12 protein-coding genes are annotated in these 13,994 nt (G+C 72.1%); 10 read left to right on the top strand and 2 right to left on the bottom strand.

Annotated elements, in window-relative coordinates:
* Positions 1 to 158 precede the first annotated feature (158 nt).
* The 7 genes from BIU96_RS03275 to BIU96_RS03245 all read left to right on the top strand — a co-directional run bounded on the left by BIU96_RS03275 (position 159) and on the right by BIU96_RS03245 (position 9,596).
* A complete protein-coding gene (locus BIU96_RS03275) occupies positions 159 to 1,064 on the top strand; it encodes a sulfurtransferase (protein ID WP_071291175.1) in 906 nt (301 codons plus the stop codon).
* Between the two features lie 97 nt (positions 1,065 to 1,161).
* Positions 1,162 to 2,229 (top strand): NAD(P)-dependent oxidoreductase, encoded by a 1,068-nt coding sequence (locus BIU96_RS03270; protein WP_071291174.1) that lies wholly within the window; start codon positions 1,162 to 1,164, stop codon positions 2,227 to 2,229.
* 4 nt (positions 2,230 to 2,233) lie between these two features.
* Entirely contained in the window at positions 2,234 to 2,764 is a 531-nt protein-coding gene (locus BIU96_RS03265) for an adenylyl-sulfate kinase (protein WP_071291173.1), read from the top strand.
* Between the two features lie 79 nt (positions 2,765 to 2,843).
* Positions 2,844 to 4,703 carry a thioredoxin domain-containing protein gene (locus BIU96_RS03260; protein WP_071291172.1) on the top strand — a complete coding sequence of 620 codons (1,860 nt, stop codon included), beginning with the start codon at positions 2,844 to 2,846 and terminating at the stop codon, positions 4,701 to 4,703.
* Between the two features lie 34 nt (positions 4,704 to 4,737).
* Entirely contained in the window at positions 4,738 to 8,589 is a 3,852-nt protein-coding gene (hrpA, locus tag BIU96_RS03255) for an ATP-dependent RNA helicase HrpA (RefSeq protein WP_071291171.1), read from the top strand.
* A 19-nt stretch (positions 8,590 to 8,608) separates the two neighbouring features.
* On the top strand, positions 8,609 to 8,977 hold the full coding sequence (locus BIU96_RS03250) for a VOC family protein (protein WP_071291190.1): 369 nt from the start codon (positions 8,609 to 8,611) through the stop codon (positions 8,975 to 8,977).
* Positions 8,978 to 9,020: 43 nt separating this feature from the next.
* Positions 9,021 to 9,596 carry an HAD family phosphatase gene (locus BIU96_RS03245; protein WP_254785926.1) on the top strand — a complete coding sequence of 192 codons (576 nt, stop codon included), beginning with the start codon at positions 9,021 to 9,023 and terminating at the stop codon, positions 9,594 to 9,596.
* Here BIU96_RS03245 and BIU96_RS03240 read toward each other — a convergent pair.
* Positions 9,589 to 10,134: a YbaK/EbsC family protein gene (locus BIU96_RS03240; RefSeq protein WP_071291170.1), complete on the bottom strand. Its 546-nt coding sequence runs from the start codon at positions 10,132 to 10,134 to the stop codon at positions 9,589 to 9,591. The genes BIU96_RS03245 and BIU96_RS03240 overlap by 8 nt on opposite strands.
* Before the next feature lie 41 nt (positions 10,135 to 10,175).
* Here BIU96_RS03240 and BIU96_RS03235 point away from each other — a divergent pair, with 41 nt between their 5' ends.
* The 3 genes from BIU96_RS03235 to BIU96_RS03225 all read left to right on the top strand — a co-directional run bounded on the left by BIU96_RS03235 (position 10,176) and on the right by BIU96_RS03225 (position 12,103).
* The gene (locus BIU96_RS03235) at positions 10,176 to 10,871 is read left to right on the top strand and encodes a maleylpyruvate isomerase family mycothiol-dependent enzyme (RefSeq protein ID WP_071291169.1); all 696 of its coding nucleotides are present in this window, start codon (positions 10,176 to 10,178) and stop codon (positions 10,869 to 10,871) included.
* On the top strand, positions 10,871 to 11,521 hold the full coding sequence (locus BIU96_RS03230) for a CatA-like O-acetyltransferase (protein ID WP_071291168.1): 651 nt from the start codon (positions 10,871 to 10,873) through the stop codon (positions 11,519 to 11,521). The genes BIU96_RS03235 and BIU96_RS03230 overlap by 1 nt, the downstream gene beginning before the upstream one ends.
* A gap of 201 nt (positions 11,522 to 11,722) precedes the next feature.
* Positions 11,723 to 12,103 carry a VOC family protein gene (locus tag BIU96_RS03225; RefSeq protein ID WP_071291167.1) on the top strand — a complete coding sequence of 127 codons (381 nt, stop codon included), beginning with the start codon at positions 11,723 to 11,725 and terminating at the stop codon, positions 12,101 to 12,103.
* Between the two features lie 241 nt (positions 12,104 to 12,344).
* On the opposite strand, the gene BIU96_RS03220 is transcribed toward BIU96_RS03225, so the two are convergent.
* The gene (locus BIU96_RS03220; protein ID WP_071291166.1) at positions 12,345 to 13,991 is read right to left on the bottom strand and encodes a hypothetical protein; all 1,647 of its coding nucleotides are present in this window, start codon (positions 13,989 to 13,991) and stop codon (positions 12,345 to 12,347) included.
* Positions 13,992 to 13,994: the final 3 nt, after the last annotated feature.

Genomic DNA, 13,994 nt, shown 5'->3' with positions numbered 1-13,994 from the left:
ACCACCGACTGAACCCAAGACGTCGTCCGACATCCACGGTGTCGTTCGGCGTCGGCACCGGAAGAAGACCCCACGACCCAGCCCGACCGACCCGCCCGCGTTGCGCCGTGTGTCCGTTTCCCTCGCAGTCGTCAGGGGTCACGTTTAGCCTGAGCGCCATGGCCCCCGTCCTGACCTCGCCGCTCGTGTCGACGCAGTGGCTCGCAGACCACCTCGGTGCTGACGAGCTCGTCGTGCTCGACGCCTCCGTGCACACGGAGGGCACGGGCCTCGACACGATGTGGCACACCGCTCGGGCCACCTACGAGCAGCGCGGCCACGTGCCCGGTGCCCGCTACGCCGACCTGGTCGAAGCGTTCTCCACGCCCGAGGCCGACGTGCCGTTCACCCGTCCCGGTGCCGAGCAGTTCGAGGTCGCCGCGCGGGACCTCGGCGTGACGAACACGTCGACGGTCGTGGTCTACGACGACAGCCTCGGCGAGTGGTCCGCACGGCTGTGGTGGATCTTCAAGTCGTTCGGGTTCGACTCGGTCGCGGTCCTCGACGGCGGCTTCACGAAGTGGCGTGACGAAGGCCGACCGGTGCGGGTCGGCGCCCTCCGGACCCCGGCGCGCCGCACGTCTGGTGGCCCGACCCCGACGGACGCGGCACCGGCGCCCGGGGCCGACACCGACGTCTTCCTCGCCGGTGAAGAGCGTCCGCTCTGGGCCGACCACGAGCGCGTGCGCCGCGCCGTCACCGGCGAGCAGCCTGCCTCCCTCGTGCTGGCGGCACCGCAGTCCTCGCTCGGCACCGATCACCCGCCGGTCGTGCCGGGCAGCACCTCGATCGCGCTCGACACGATCGTCGACCCGGACACGAACGCCTACCTGCGGGGGTCGGCGCTCGCGGCCGCCTTCGCCGAGGTGATCGACGCTGACGAGATCGTGACGTACTGCGGCGTGGGCAGCGCCGCGTGCTCCGACGCCCTCGCGCTGACAGTCCTCGGGCACGAGAAGGTGCGCGTCTACGACGGCTCCCTGCTCGACTGGTGGCGCCGCGAACCGGAGCCCCTCGCGTCCTGACGGCTCCGACGGCGGTGGCGCCGCGAACCGGAGCCCCTCGCATCATGACGCCACCGTCGGCGGTTGCACCGCGCGCGAGCGCACTACCGTTGCACGCATGAGCACCAGACGCGCCGTCGTCCTCGGCGGCACCGGCGGGATCGGTTCGGCCGTGGCACGCGAACTCCTCGACGCCTCGGGCCGGGGCGGTGACGACTGGCAGGTCGACGTGGTCGCCCGTCACGGGGGCCCGGTCGCCGACGCCTTGACCGCTGCCGGGGCGTCCTTCGTCCCCGGCGACCGCCGCGACACGAGCACGCTCCGCGAGCTCCTCCGCCCCGGGGCCGACCTGCTCGTCGACACCGTCGGGCTTACCCGCGACGACGCCGTGCAGCTCCGCCCGTTCCTCGACGACGTGGGCTCGACGGTGTTCGTGTCGTCGAAGGCCGTCTACGTCGACGAGCAGGGGCGGCACGCGAACTCCGTCGAGAAGCCGGTGTTCGGCGGTGCGGTCACCGAGCTGCAGCCCACCGTGACCGCGTCCGACGGTGACCCCACGAGCCGCGACGGCTACGGTGCCGCGAAGGTCGCCGCCGAGCAGGTCCTCCTCGACCACGGCGCTCCGGTCACGGTGCTCCGTCCGTCGAAGGTGTACGGCGTCGGCATCGGCCGGCCACGCGAGTGGTTCGTGGTCCGCCGGGTGCTCGACGACCGGGAGCGCATCCTGCTCGCCGACCGGGGTCGCGGGGTCGACCACACCACCGCGGCCAGCGGCATCGGTTCGCTCGTCAGGCTCCTCGCGGACAGCCCGGACCGGCGGATCCTGAACGTCGCGGACGAGTCCGCGCCGTCGGTGCTCGAGATCGTCCGCACGATCGCCGGGCACCTCGACCACCCCTTCGACGAGGTCCTGCTCGACGAGGACGCCCCCGCCTTCGTCGGCACCACGCCGTGGTCGTCCCCCTCACCGTTCGTGCTCGACACGTCGGCTGCGCGGGCCCTCGGCTGGCAGCCGCCCTCGTTCGCGACCGCGGTCGTCCCCGAGCTCGACTGGCTCGTCGAGACCGCGCACGCCGTCCCCGCCGACGGCGACGTCCCGTGGGCGGACGACCCGTTCTGGGACCGGATGTTCGACTACGGCCCCGAGGACGCCGCCCTCGCCCTGCTCTCGCTCGGTCTGGACTGACGCGGTGCCCCGCTCCGAGGTCCTCTTCATCGGGGGGCGTTCCGGCGTGGGGAAGTCGACCGTGGCCGAGGCGCTGCACGACCTGCTCGCAGCCGCCGACGTCCGGCACGCGGTGATCGAGGGCGACTTCCTCGACCTCGCGCACCCGGCCCCGCACGTCGAGCACCCGGAAGCACACCTGGCCGAGCGCAACCTCGCGGCGATGTGGGCTGCGTACCGCGAGCTCGGACACCACCGGCTCGTCTACACGAACACGGTGTCCGTCCTCGAGCACGAGCGACTGGCCGCCGCGATGGGCGACGAACCCGTGGTCACCGTGGTGCTGCTTCGGGCCGGCGACGACGCGACGGCCGAGCGGCTCGCCCGACGGGCAGGCGGTGCCGTTCCGGCAGCGCAGCTCGCGCACAGCACGCGGACGGCCGGGAGGCTCGACACGGCCACCGCGCACACGGTCACCCGGATCGACACGGACTCCACCGCCCCGGCCGCCATCGCACGTCGACTCGCGTCCCTGACGGGGTGGCTTCCCGACTGAACCCTGTGGAGGGGGCCGATCCGTCCACAGCGCTCGCTCCCGATGCCCCCGCCCAGGCCGGACCGTGCACGCTGGAGCCATGAACGACAACCGACTCGGCACCTCGGTCAGCCCCTACCTCCGCCAGCACGCCGGCAACCCGGTGGACTGGCGCGAGTGGGGCCCCGACGCCTTCGCCGAGGCACGCGAACGCGACGTGCCCGTCCTGGTGTCGGTCGGGTACGCGACGTGCCACTGGTGCCACGTGATGGCGCGCGAGAGCTTCTCCGACCCCGAGGTCGGCGCGCTGCTGCGGCAGGACTTCGTCGCCGTGAAGGTCGACCGCGAGGAACGCCCCGACGTCGACGCCAGCCTGATGGCCGCGGCGAGTGCCTTCACGCAGCAGCTGGGGTGGCCCCTGACGGCGTTCCTGACCCCGGACGGACACGTGTTCTTCGCGGGGACGTACTTCCCGCCGTCGCCGGTCCGGCAGGTGCCGTCGTTCCGACAGATCACCGGCGCCGTGCTCGACGCCTGGACGGCACGTCGGCACGAGGTCGACGCGAACGCGAGCGCCATCGCGACGGCGATCCGGCAGGGTGCCGAGGCGGACGCGACCGCCCGCTCGGCGGCGGCGGGCGCCGGGGCCGAGCCGCGCCTCCCGGCCGTCGACCGCATCCGGGCCGTCACCGACCAGCTGTCCGAGGCCGAGGACACCACGTTCGCTGGCTTCGGCGGCGCACCCAAGTTCCCGAGCGCGCCGCTGCTGGAGTTCCTCGCCGACGTGGCCGCGGACGGCGACGGCCGCGCCGACGCCGCGGCAGGGCTGCTCGACCGGTCCCTGCACGCGATCCGGAGCTCCGAGCTGACCGACGCCGACGGCGGCGTCTTCCGGTACGCGACCCGGCGCGACTGGACCGTGCCGCACTACGAGCGCATGCTCTACGACAACGCCGGACTCATCGCCGTCGCCGGCCCCGAGCAGGCACGGGGCATCGCGGACTTCCTGCGCGACACGCTCCGCCGCCCGGACGGCGCGTTCGTCGCCGCACAGGACAGCGAGTCGACGATCGACGGCCGCCGCGTCGAGGGCGAGTGGTACCGGCTGCCGCTCGACGAGCGCGCGCGCCTCGACCCGCCGCCGCTCGACGACCAGGTCCTGACCGGCTGGAACGGCCTGGCGATCCGCGGACTCGCCGTCGCCGGCGCACGGCACGGAGACGACGAGATGATCGCACTCGCACGCGGCGCAGCGGATGCACTGCTCGCCACCCACGTCGAGGACGGGCACGTGACGGTGCGGTCGAGCACACCGCGCGGAGCGTCCGCCGCGCCGCCCACCATCGAGGACGTCGGGCTCCTCGCCGAGGGGCTGCTCGAGCTGGCCCTCGTGACGGGCGACGTGCGCACCGCCGAGGTCGCACGCTCCCTGGTCGACGACGGCCTGGCCGAGCGGTTCGACGTCGACCCGGTGCTCGCAGCCGCCGGCACGGCCACCGGCGAGCAGCCGCAGACCGCGCTCCGCTCGGGGACGGTCGCGCTGGCGTCGGCCGCGGCGACCCTCGCCGCACTCACGGGCGACGCGTCGTACCGGACCGCTGCCGCCCGGCTCGTCGCGGACCGCGCGGAGACCGGCACGGAGCGGCCGCTCGGGCACGCTGATGCCCTCGGGGTGGCCCTCGCACTGCAGCGACCGTCGCGCGAGGTCGTCGTCGTGGCGTCCGACCGGTCGGACCCGCTCCGGACGGCGGCACGGGCCGCTCGTCGGCCGGGTACGGTCGTCGCCCTGGTCACGCCGGCGCAGGCGTCCGCGTGGGCCGCGGCGGGCTTCGAGCTGTTCGAGGCAAGAGACTCCGCGGACCCCGCGGGCTACGTCTGCCACGACCGGGTCTGCGCGCTCCCGGCCCGAACCAGTGACGAACTCGCTGCACAGCTCGGCGACGCTGCCGATCGCGGCTGAGCAGCGCCCCTCGCGGCTGTAAGCTGGAATGCTCATGTCGACCACGCCCGTCATCACGTACCCGCCCGAACTGCCGGTCTCGCAGCGGCGGGACGACATCGCGGCCGCCATCCGTGACAACCAGGTCGTCATCGTCGCCGGTGCGACGGGCTCCGGCAAGACGACCCAGCTGCCGAAGATCGCGCTCGAACTCGGGCGGACGAGCATCGGACACACGCAGCCGCGCCGCATCGCCGCGCGCACGATCGCCGAGCGCGTGTCCGAGGAACTCGGCGGCGAGCTCGGCGGCCTTGTCGGCTACCAGGTCCGCTTCACCGACCGCGTCAGCTCGGACACCCGCATCAAGGTGATGACCGACGGCATCCTGCTCAACGAGATCCACTTCGACCGCGACCTGAAGCGCTACGACACGATCATCATCGACGAGGCGCACGAGCGGTCCCTCACGATCGACTTCCTGCTCGGGTACCTCAAGCGGCTGCTGGCCCGTCGACCCGACCTCAAGCTGATCATCACGAGTGCGACGATCGACCCGGAGTCGTTCTCGAAGCACTTCGGCGACGCCCCGATCATCGAGGTCTCCGGCCGCACCTACCCGGTGGAGATCCGGTACCGGCCGCTCGTGGCCGAGGACGCCGGCGACGAGGGCGACGCCGACGACGAGTCCGACTCGCGCACCGGGGACAGCGGCAGCAACGCCGACGACCGCGACACCATGCAGGGGATCACGGACGCCCTCGACGAGCTCGCCCGTGAGGACCCGGGCGACGTGCTCGTGTTCCTGTCCGGCGAGAACGAGATCCGCGACGCGCAGGACGCCATCGAGGGCAAGCACTACGCGGGGACCGAGGTCCTGCCCCTGTACGGCCGGCTGTCCGCCGCCGACCAGCACCGAGTGTTCGAGCGTCGGCACACCCCCGGCATCCGCCGCCGTGTCGTGCTCGCCACGAACGTCGCCGAGACCTCCCTGACCGTCCCCGGGATCAAGTACGTGATCGACGTCGGGACCGCCCGCATCTCGCGGTACTCGCCGCGGGCGAAGGTGCAGCGGCTGCCCATCGAGGCGGTCTCGCAGGCGAGTGCGAACCAGCGCTCCGGTCGCGCGGGCCGAACGAGCGCGGGCATCGCGATCCGCCTGTACTCGGAAGCGGACTTCGACCGCCGTCCGGAGTTCACCGACCCCGAGATCCTCCGCACCAACCTCGCCGCCGTGATCCTGCAGATGATCTCGCTCGGGTTCGGCGACATCGAGTCGTTCCCGTTCCTGCAGCCACCGGATTCCCGCGGTGTGAAGGACGGCCTCGACCTGCTCCGCGAACTCCGCGCAGTGGACAAGGGCGGCCAGATCACGAAGACCGGCAGGCAGCTCACGCGCCTACCGATCGACCCGCGGCTCGGCCGGATGGTGCTCGAGGCCGGGCGGCAGGGCGTCGGGCGCGAGGTCATCGCGATCGTCAGCGCCCTGAGCATTCAGGACCCCCGCGAACGACCGCTCGAGAAGCGTGCCCAGGCCGACCAGCTGCACGCGCGCTTCGCCGATCCGACGAGCGACTTCCTCACCCTGCTCAACCTCTGGAACCACATCGAGGACAAGCAGGAAGAGCTGTCGTCGAGCGCGTTCCGGCGGCTCTGCAAGGCCGAGTTCCTCAACTACCTCCGCATCCGCGAGTGGCAGGACCTGTACCGCCAGCTGTCCCGTGCCGCCAAGCAGGTCGACGTCCGGGTCGGGCAGTCCCGCAGCGAGGACGGCGACGCCGTGCACCGCTCGCTCCTCGCCGGGCTCCTCAGCCAGATCGGGCTGCGCGACCGCGAGAAGCGCGACTACCTCGGCTCGCGGAACACCCGCTTCGTGGTCTTCCCGGGCAGCGTGCTGGCGAAGAAGCAGCCCGACGCGGTGATGGCCGCCGAACTGGTCGAGACGAGCCGGCTGTTCGCCCGCACCGTCGGCCGGATCGACCCGACGTGGGTGGAGCCCCTCGCCGGCGACCTGCTCAAGCGCACCTACGGCGAGCCGCACTGGGAGAAGAAGCAGGGCGCCGTCGTCGCCTACGAGCGCGTCACCCTGTTCGGTGTCCCGATCGTGCAGCGCCGCCGTGTGCAGTACGCCCGGATCGACCCGGTGCACTCCCGCGAGCTCTTCATCCGGCATGCCCTCGTCGAGGGCGAGTGGGAGTCGCAGCAGGCGTTCGACCGCGCGAACCGTCGACTCCGGAAGGAACTCGAGCAGCTCGAGGAGCGCACCCGCCGCCGCGACATCCTGCTCGACGACGAGAAGGTCTACGAGTTCTACGACGCCCGTGTCCCCGCCGACGTGGCGACGATGCGCGACTTCGAGGGCTGGTGGCGGACGACCCGCCGTGAGCAACCGGACCTGCTCACGATGCGCCGGTCGGACCTGCTCGACGAGTCGGCCGCCGAAGCCGCCGAGGACGACGACGAGTACCCGACGCAGTGGCGGAGCGGCGATCAACGGCTCGCGATCAAGTACCGCTTCGAACCCGGCGCGCAGGACGACGGCGTCAGCGTCCAGGTCCCGCTCGCGCTGCTGCCCCGGATGCGCGAGGAGGGCTTCGACTGGCAGGTGCGCGGACTCCGGAAGGAACTCGTCACCGCCCTCATCAAGTCGCTGCCGAAGCAGATCCGGAAGAACGTCGTGCCCGCGGCGGACTGGGCCGAGAAGATCGTCGCCGAGCTGCCGGACGACGCCCCGACCGAGCCGACCGAGTCGTTCCGCGCGACCCTCGCGAAGGCCATCCAGCGGATGACCTACGTGCCCGTCTCCGAGTCCGACTTCGACCTGTCCCGCGTGCCCGCACACCTGCTGCCGACCTGGGCGGTCGTCGACGAGCGCGGTCGCCGGGTCGAAGCAGGCAAGGACCTGTCGGTCCTGCAGACCAAGCTCAAGGACCGCACGCAGCAGAGCGTCGCCTCCGCCACGGTTCGGGCTGCGAACCGACCTGGAGGCGCGGCGCGCGTCGCGTCCGCCGGTGGCGGTCAGCAGGTGGAACGGTCCGGCCTGACCGCGTGGCCGTCCGACGACCTGCCGCAGGTCCTCGACACCAAGCAGGCCGGCGGTGTGATCCGCGCCTACCCCGCGCTGGTCGAGGAGGGCGAGGGGCCGAAGGCGACCGTCGGCGTGCAGCTGCTCGCCACACCGTCCGACCGCGCCGTCCGGATGCCCGCCGGTGTCCGTCGCCTCGTCATGCACGCCGTGCCGTCGCCCGTCTCCTACATCCAGTCGCACCTGACCGCGCAGGAGAAGCTCGCGCTCGCCGCCAGCCCCTACCCGTCGACGGCCGCGCTGTTCGACGACGTGCTCGCCGCGGTCGTCGACGCGGGCATCCGCCGCCAGCACCCGGACGGACTCGTATTCACGAAGGCGGCGTTCGAGGCCGTGCGCGACACCGTGTCATCGACCGTCGTGGACACGATGTTCACCGCGGTGTCCGAGGTCGCCGCGGTCCTCGCCGCCCACCGGGCCGCCGAGCGGTCCCTCAAGCAGGCGAACTCGATGTCCCTCCTGCCGGCACTGACCGACATGCGCCAGCAGATGGAACGGCTCGTGTTCCCCGGGTTCGTCTCGGTGGCCGGGCTCGACCGCCTCCGGCGAATCCGCGTGTACCTGCAGGGCGTCGACGCCCGCGTGCAGAAGCTGCTGCAGAACCCCGGGCGGGACGCAACCTGGATGCGCGAGGTCACCGTCGCGACCGACCGCTACGTCGACGCCGGGGGCACCTTCCCGCCTGCGGTGGGCGCACACCCGGAGCTCGTGCACGCCCGGTGGATGCTCGAGGAGTTCCGCCTCAGCCTCTTCGCGCAGGAGCTCGGCACGGCCGAGACGGTGTCGCTGCAGCGCATCACGAAGGCCCTGACGGCCGCGCGCTGATCGGGCTACTGTGTCGGCCATGATCGGCACACTCGACGTCGTCGTCCTGGACTGCCCGGACCCACGCGTCCTCGCCCGCTTCTACGCCGAACTGCTCGGCGGGGAGATCGTCGGTTTCGACGAGGACTGGGCCGAGGTCGCGCTCCCCTTCACCGACCACCGTCCGATCCTGGCGTTCCAGCAGGTGGCGGACTACCGGAAGCCCGAGTGGCCGGGGCGGGACGTCCCGCAGCAGAGCCACCTCGACGTGAAGGTCGACGACCTCGACGCGGGCGAGACCGCGGTGCTCGCGATCGGCGCGACCGCGACCGGATCGGGGACCGACACGTTCCGCGTCTACCTCGACCCAGCGGGCCACCCGTTCTGCCTCATCCGTCCGACCGACTGAGGTGCGGACCCCTGAGCCGACCGCTGCCGCGATCCGTGCGGTCGTGTTCGACCTGGACGGAGTGATCCGGCACTTCGACCCGGAGCACGTCGCCCGCATCGAACGTGACCACGCCCTCCCGGTGGGGTCGATCGAGTCGTTCGCCTTCGCCTCGCCGGTCATCGACGACGTCACGACGGGTCGGATCAGCCGTGCGGACTGGGTCAGGGCGATCGGCGAGCACGTCGGCAGCCCGACTGCGGCCGAGGCGTGGGGACGGCAGCCGTTCACGCCCGACCCCGACGTCCTCGCGCTCCTCGACGACCTCCGCGCCGCCGGTCACACCACCGCCGTGCTGACGAATGGGACCGACGGCGTCCCGGCCGAGGTCGCGTCGTTCGGGTTGCCGGAGCGCGTCGACGCCGTGTTCAGCTCGCACGAGATCGGCGTCACGAAGCCCGACGTCCGCGCGTTCCAGCACGTGCTCGAAGCCCTCGGGGTCGACGGGCCGGAGGCGTTCTTCACCGACGACTCCGAGCGGAAGCTCGCGGGTGCGGTCACGCTCGGGATGACGGTGCACCACTACACCGGGGTCGACGGCCTCCGGTCGGCGCTGGCAGCGCGGGGTGTCCTCAGCTGACCGGCTCGGTCGCAAGGCCGCCGACCACGGTCACGTTGGGCAGCGCGCCCAGGACGGCACCGGGCAGGAACAGCTTCGCGCCGCGTCGACCAGCGCCGATCACGACGTCGGGGGCGCTCAGCACGCGCTCGTCGACGTACACCGGCCACGACGCGGGCAGGCCGATCGGGGTGATGCCGCCGTACTCCATCCCGGTCAGCTCGACGGCCTCGTCCATCGGGGCGAAGCTCGCCTTCCGCACGTCGAGGAGCTGCTTCACGACACGGTTCACGTCGAGCCTCGTGGACGCGAGCACCACGCAGGCCGCGTACCGGACCTCGTCGCCGCGCTTCCCCACGACGACGATGCAGTTCGCACCGCCCTCCAGCGGGAACCCGTAGGCGTCCGAGAAGGCTGCGGTGTCGGCGAGGTCCGGGTCGATCGGCGCTCCCTCGATGCGCGTCAGCAGTTCGCTCGGCAGGGCGACGAGGGCTTCGGCGACGGGGATCGCGAGGAATCCGGTGGCGACCAGGGCGGGGACTCGTTCGAGCGTCGGCATGGCTCCACCCTAGGGAGCGCCACCCCGACCACTCTGGAGCAATGGCCACGTACGACGCCGACACCGCCACGCTCGAGTCCGCTTCGGCCGGACTCGCCGAGGTCCTCCGGTCGTCCGACCCCCGGACCGCGATCCCGAGCTGCCCCGGATGGACGATGACCGACCTGGGCGGACACGTCGCCGACATCCACCGGTGGGTCCTCGGGCAGCTCACCGGCGCCGAGCCGCCTGCCGTGGCGGACGAGACGGACCTCGCCACTCGCTTCACCGCCGGAGCGGACGCCCTCGTCGCCGCACTCCGCGAGCGCGGGCCGGACGATGCCTGCCCGGCAATCTACCCGCCGGACAGTGCGGCGACCTGGGCACGGCGGCAGGCGCACGAAACGGTGATCCACCTGTGGGACGCGCGGAACGCCGTCGGGGCCGCGCCGCGCCTCCAGGCCGACACCGCCGCGGACGGCGTCCGCGAGGTGCTCGAGGACCTGTACCCGCGTCAGGTCCGGCTCGGCCGCGTCGAGCCGCTCGCGGCGACGGTCGTGATCGCGTTCTCGGACGCGGCCGGCACGGGCACGCTCGCCGGGACGGCCGGCGGAGCCCCCGCGGTGCGGGTGACCGGCCGTGCCGAGGACCTCCTGCTCGTCCTCTGGGGTCGTCGGGAGCTCGACGCGGTCGCGCTGACGATCGACGGCGACCGAGCCGCGTTCGACGCGGCCCTGGCGACGAAACTGGTGCCGTGATGGAACCCCGACCGATCGACGTGACGCAGTGGCCCCGGCGCGAGCACTTCGAGCACTACCGGCAGCGCGTGCAGTGCTCGTACGAGGTGACCGTCGACGTGGACGTGACCGCCTTCGTCGCGGCCGTCCGCGCGAGCGACGTCCGGACCTACGCGTCCCAGATCTGGGCGATCGCGACCGTGGTGAACCGCCACGAGGAGTTCCGGATGCAGCTCCTGGACGACGGCTCCCCGGGTGTCTGGGACGTGGTGCACCCGATGTTCACGGTGTTCCACCCCGAGACCGAGACCTTCTCGGCGCTGGTCGTGCCGTACGACGACGACTTCCGTGTGTTCCACGACGCCGCCGTCGACATGATCGAGCGGTACCGCGACGACGTCCGGATGTTCCCGCAAGACGACCGACCGCGGAACGTGTTCGACGTCTCGACCTTCCCCCGGACGTCGTTCACCGGATTCGCCCTGCACGTCCGCGACGGCTACGACCACCTCATGCCGATCATCACCCTCGGCCGCTACCGGATCGTGGGCAAACGGACCGTGATGCCGCTGGCCCTGCAGGTCAACCACGCGGCGGCGGACGGCTTCCACGCGTCGCGGCTGCTCACCGAGCTCGAGGAGCTGTTCGCCGACCCGTCGTGGCTGCGCTGACCGTCCGTCGCGTCCGCCCGACGGCCCGGAAGCGACGGCACGGCGCGTGGGCGCCGATGTGGTCCGCTCCGCCGGGCGGGACGTTCCTGCAGGCTGATGTCGGATCCGGACCGCAGAACCCGGCCTGGGCCGTCCGGATCCGACAGCGGCGGAAACGGATCTGACCCTCCCGACCGCGCTGGACCGGAGTAGAACGACGTCATGGTGAACGCCGTCGTGCACGTCGAGCTCATCGGCCCCGAGCCGGAACGGCTACGCGCCTTCTACGCCGCGCTGTTCGGCTGGGACTCCCCTGCCGGAGCACCGGTCGCCGACGCGATCTCGGCACCGTCCTCGTACTCGTTCATCGACCCCGTCGACGGCGCGGGCCCGGTGGCCGGCGGCATCGGCGGCGGTCCGGGGTTCGCGGCGCACGCGGTCTTCTACGTCGGCGTCGACGACGTCGCGGCGACGCTGCAGCAGGCCGAGGAGCTCGGTGGCAGGGTCGTGCTGCCGCCGCAGCGGAACGAGGGCGGCGGGGTCACCGTCGGCCACTTCCGCGATCCTGCCGGCAACCTGGTCGGGGTGGCCGGCCAGGCGTGAACGGCGCCGCCGGCCGCCGGCTTCCTGCCGGGGCACACGCCGTCAGTACGCGCGCCCCTCGGTCCTTCGACCGTTCCGGTTCGCGAATGCCGGGTTGATCGAACCGGAACGGTCAGAAGGCGCGAGGAACCGCCGCTCGCCGAACGCGACGCCGCCAGCTTGTGGGTCGGGACCGCGCGTGCTGACGGACTGGGGGCGCGGTGCCAGCCCGCACCGCGCCTCCAGTCCGCGGACCCGACGCTCAGTCGCCGCGCGCCTCGAGCGCCTGCTCGTACTCCCGCCGGATGGCGTCGCCGCCGCGGCGACGCCAGTCGCGGACCGTCGCCTTCCACGACGACACCTTCGCGCGGCCGAGCAGCACGTCGTTGATCGCGTTCGTCGCGAACGTGCCGAGTGTCGGTCCCTTCGTCGAGTTGGTCGGCGAGTACAGGCCGTAGACCGGGTTGGGCAGCCCGTCGTCGAGCCACGACGAGAGCGACTCGTGCACGGTGTCCGTCATCGCCGCGTTTCCGGCGTAGTAGAGCGGCAGCGGGCACTCGGTGAAGTACTGCAACGGGAACTCACCGAGGGCGGTCTCGCTGTTCCCGGTCTTCGTGAGCACCGGGGCGCCGTCGCGGTACTCGAAGTCGCGTCCCTCGATGCCGAACTTGCGGTACGTCCAGGCCTCAGTGCCGAACGGGGACGCGCACCAGTTGAGGACCTCGAGGAGCATCCGCACGCGCTCCTCGGACCCGGCAGCGATCGACGCGATCGTGTTGTTCGGGTCACCGAGCCACGGCTTCGCGGACGCACCGGAGGGGCCGACGAAGGGTGCGACCGTCAGCTCGAACCCGCTCCCGGGCGTCGCTTGCTGCAGCAGTCCGGGGATCGCGGTGTACGTGTCGGCCAGCATGAGGGCGGAGCCCTGCACGAACCAGACCTTCCCGTTGTAGGCCGTGATGCTGTCCGGGTGGACGAGGTCCTCGGCGATGAGCCGGCGGGACACGTCGAGGAGCTCCTGGTACTCCTCGAGCTCGTACATGTGGGTGAGCCGTCCGCCCTGCTGCTGCCACTGGTTCGGCAGCCCGAGCATCGGCGCGAGGATGTTCGTCGGCACGGACGCCAGTGCCCACCGGTTGGCGTGCGGGTCCGACACCTGTCGGCACAGCTGCACGAACTCGTCGACGCTCGAGAACCCCGGGTCGACCCCGAGCCGCTCGAAGACGTCCTGCCGGCGGTGCAGGGCCTGCGAGGCGAGCGGCCCGCGCGGCACCGGCACGCCGTAGATGCCGCCGGAGAACACCGTGCCCCGCCAGGACGCGGTCGGCAGGTTCGCCAGGTAGGGGTAGTCCCGGACCCCGCTGCCGGACAGGTACGGGCTGAGGTCGGCGGCCTTCGCCTCGAGGAACTGCGGCAGGTACGAGAAGGACCCGTTGATGGTGAACACGTCACCGAGGGTGTCGCCCGCGACCTGGGTGGCGAACTTGTTGGCGAAGTCCGCGTTCGGGGTGATCGTCAGGTCGAGGTCGATCCCCATCCGTTCGTCGAGGCCCTGCCAGTACGGGTTGCTGCCCTTCGCCGGCGGGATGGGCGAGTTCGTCGGGACGCTCCCGTGCACGGTGGAGCCGTCACCGGGTTTGCCGCGGGTGGGCACCAGGCGGTCCGGGATCCTGCGGAAGGCACTCGGCATGAGCGCGCTCGTCTTCGGCAGGACCGGTTCCGGTCCGCCGGTCCACGGCACGTAGTCCGGCAACCGCACGGCCTTGTTGATCGCCTTGACGTCCGTCGACCGGGTCACGGTGGAGCAGCTGGCCAGGAGGCCCGTGGCCGCGGCCCCGAGTCCGCCCGCGATGAGCGCGCGGCGGCTGAAGGGCGTCGCCAGGCCCTGGGTGGTCGTGTTGCGGTGCATGGG

Source organism: Curtobacterium sp. MCBA15_008 (genome assembly GCF_001865065.1).
In the GTDB taxonomy this organism is placed as follows: Bacteria; Actinomycetota; Actinomycetes; order Actinomycetales; family Microbacteriaceae; genus Curtobacterium.
The sequence above is the reverse complement of the archived record's forward strand: the minus strand, read 5'-3'. Positions and strand labels throughout refer to the sequence as shown.